Annotated in this window: 2 protein-coding genes; both read left to right on the top strand. The window is 64.9% G+C overall.

Annotation, left to right across the window (positions count from 1 at the left end):
• Positions 1-927 (top strand): esterase family protein (locus ACWEFV_RS32350; RefSeq protein WP_450073119.1); only part of this gene is annotated, 927 nt, incomplete at its 5' end.
• Positions 928-967: 40 nt separating this feature from the next.
• Positions 968-1,158 (top strand): hypothetical protein (locus ACWEFV_RS32345; protein WP_450073118.1); only part of this gene is annotated, 191 nt, incomplete at its 3' end.

The following is a 1,158-nucleotide window of genomic DNA, read 5'->3' as shown; positions in this document are numbered from 1 at the left end:
GCGGCTGTGGCAGCCCTGATGCTGCCTGGCTTGATCGGCGTTACCGGCGGATCGGCGACCGCGGGGGCATTCTCCCGGCCGGGCCTGCCGGTTGAGTACCTGATGGTCCCGTCGCCGTCGATGGGCCGTGACATCAAGATTCAGTTCCAGAGCGGTGGGCCGGGTTCGCACGCGGTGTACCTGCTCGACGGCCTGCGCGCCCAGGACGACTTCAACGGCTGGGACATCAACACCAACGCGTTCGAGATGTTCCTGAACAGCGGTCTGTCGGTGGTCATGCCCGTCGGTGGTCAGTCCAGCTTCTACACCGACTGGTACTCGCCGGCCTGCGGTAAGGCCGGCTGTGTCACCTACAAGTGGGAGACCTTCCTGAGCAGCGAGCTGCCGGCATGGCTGGCCGCCAATCGCGACGTCGCGGCCAACGGCAACGCCGCGATCGGTCTGTCGATGGCAGGCTCCGCCTCGCTGATTCTCGCGACCTACCACCCGGACAAGTTCATCTACGCCGGTTCGATGTCGGGCTTCCTCAACCCCTCCGAGGGCTGGTGGCCGTTCCTGATCAACATCTCCATGGGTGACGCCGGCGGCTTCAAAGCCAACGACATGTGGGGTCCGACGGAAGACCCGAACAGCGCCTGGAAGCGCAACGACCCGATGTTGCAGATCCCGACGCTCGTCGCCAACAACACCCGCCTCTGGATCTACTGCGGTAACGGCCAGCCCAACGAGCTGGGCGGCGGCGACCTGCCTGCCACCTTCCTCGAAGGCCTGACCATCAAGACCAACCGCACCTTCCAGGACAACTACATCGCCGCGGGTGGCACCAACGGTGTGTTCAACTTCCCGGACAACGGCACGCACAACTGGGCCTACTGGGCCCGGGAGCTGCAGGCCATGGTTCCGGACCTGCAGCGGGTGCTCGGCTAAGCCGAACAACACGCGATAACGAAATCGCCCAGAACACCATGTGTTCTGGGCGATTTCGTTGTGTGCGGGTCCGTACCTGGTCTGGAAGCCGCCGGAGACCTTCGCCACCGCACGTCCTGAGTACCAGCCGGCCCGGGCCGCGCCGCCGTACTCCGGGGTGTTCAGCACATCGGTCGGCGTCGTCACCCCAGTTGGCCGAGCAGACGCGAGAACCCCCCAAAACCATGGTTT

This window comes from Mycobacterium sp. NPDC004974 (assembly GCF_053600815.1).
The sequence above is the reverse complement of the archived record's forward strand: the minus strand, read 5'-3'. Positions and strand labels throughout refer to the sequence as shown.